The sequence below is a fragment of the Rahnella perminowiae genome, assembly GCF_019049755.1.
Classification (GTDB): domain Bacteria; phylum Pseudomonadota; class Gammaproteobacteria; order Enterobacterales; family Enterobacteriaceae; genus Rahnella; species Rahnella perminowiae.
The window spans coordinates 1-1,629 of the sequence record NZ_JAFMOS010000190.1; the positions used below are offsets into that span (position 1 = coordinate 1).

General features: G+C 47.1%; 2 protein-coding genes. Both read right to left on the reverse strand.

Going from position 1 to position 1,629, the window contains the following annotated elements:
* On the reverse strand, positions 1-986 hold a 986-nt coding region (locus J1785_RS01140), incomplete at its 3' end, for an SEL1-like repeat protein (RefSeq protein ID WP_217218611.1).
* Positions 986-1,629: phospholipase D-like domain-containing protein (locus J1785_RS26580; protein WP_338020333.1), on the reverse strand; the 644-nt coding region annotated here is incomplete at its 5' end. The genes J1785_RS01140 and J1785_RS26580, both read right to left, overlap by 1 nt.

Consider the following 1,629-nt stretch of genomic DNA (forward strand, 5'->3'; position numbering starts at 1 on the left):
TCTTTCGCCAACTTCTCAATCAGGGCTTCGCTGGGTTTGGTCGGCGGAATGTTCGCTTTGCGATCTTCCAGCCATTTTATCTTGCCATCCCAGGCAGGCAGCGGGGCCGGTGGGAGGGGGACGATATCGTTGATTTCTGGGACGGTGGGGCTGGCATAGGAGTAGTCGGAAAGTATTTTCCAGATTGCTTTATAGCGAAGAGCACGCTCAGGGTCTTTTTGCTGTGCTACATAATAGGTACTTGTGGATTCAGGCCCATAAAACCCTTGTTCAAGCGCGAAGGCAGAAGTCTCATCTCCTGCCGCGACTCCTAATTGGAACGCCTGTATTGTCTGCTGAAACAGGCCTTCTATACTTAGCATCATTCCAAGAGATTTCGCGGCGTCGCCATTAGCCTGAACAGCTGAACATTCTAACATCTGCTTAGCTATATTTGGCGCCATTTTTGCCGGCGAAAGTTTGTCCCCAACGTAATTCTGAGCTTGGGGACTGCCCTCATCAGCAGCTTTACGATAGTAGCGCAGAGCCAGTTCCAGATCCTGCTTTAAACCGGTTGCGCCGTTCTGCAAATAGATGGCGATAAAGTAGTAACCACTGGCAATTTTAGCGTTTATCAACCGCTGGCTAAGGCGAAAACGCTCATCTGCTGAGAGAGAAAACTGCCCACGGATCGAACCATTCTGCAAGTTAATATTGGCTTTAAAATGACCATTTTCAGCTGCAATGCGATATAAACGTTCAGTTTCAGCATCCACCTTTTTGTCTTGTTTCAGCAGATTATTTTTTTGCAACCAACGGGCGTATTCAAACAATTTCTCGGTATCAGAAGAAGCTTTCGGGATAATTTCGTGTTTGCAAGTGAACGCCAAGTTGGTATTGATGTTAGTTAATGGGTCCATAGATACATCCTTGTTTACAACGCTAGGGGCAACGCTCTGGTCGCAAGCGGTCAGCAGCAGACATGTTAGTAATAGCAATCTGCGCATTAATCTTGATCCTTTAATGTTGCCTTATCGTAGGAAAATGCAATTAGTGAAGCCATAGGTTCTTCCTTACCACTGGCATGAAGCTTTTTATTCTTTTCAAGGATAAAGTCCCATACTGTGAACGCCGCAGCAGGATCGTCCTGCATTCCTATTCCATTTGTATGCAACTTCCACAGCCGCTGCCGCAGTGCTTTAGTCACGCTGGCCCAGTCATGGGCAATATTCATTTCGCTGTCGACCTGCATACTACGGGTGTTGATATTGGCGGAACCATGGGTCGTGAATACATCGTTGATGATCATCAGCTTGGAATGCACATAGACCGGCATCCAGTTACCTTCGGGTGAATCGGGTGCGACAAGAGAACAGATATGCACCTTCAGGCCGGGAATGTTGACCTGCAAAATTTCTCTGTTTCTTATTTTTTGAATTTCTTTTTCATATTCGTCCAGTTTTTCCTGCGCTGCCGGGTCTCGCGGATCATAATAAGCCGGGCGCGGGTCATTAACCTCCTCAACCTGCATTTCTTTTGTCACATTAGGGATGGTATCTGCACGCCCAAGGCTTTCGAGCATACGCTGTGTGTTGACGGTTCCGGCTCCGATGCCTTCGTCCGTTACATTGGTAATAACAAAGAGATACA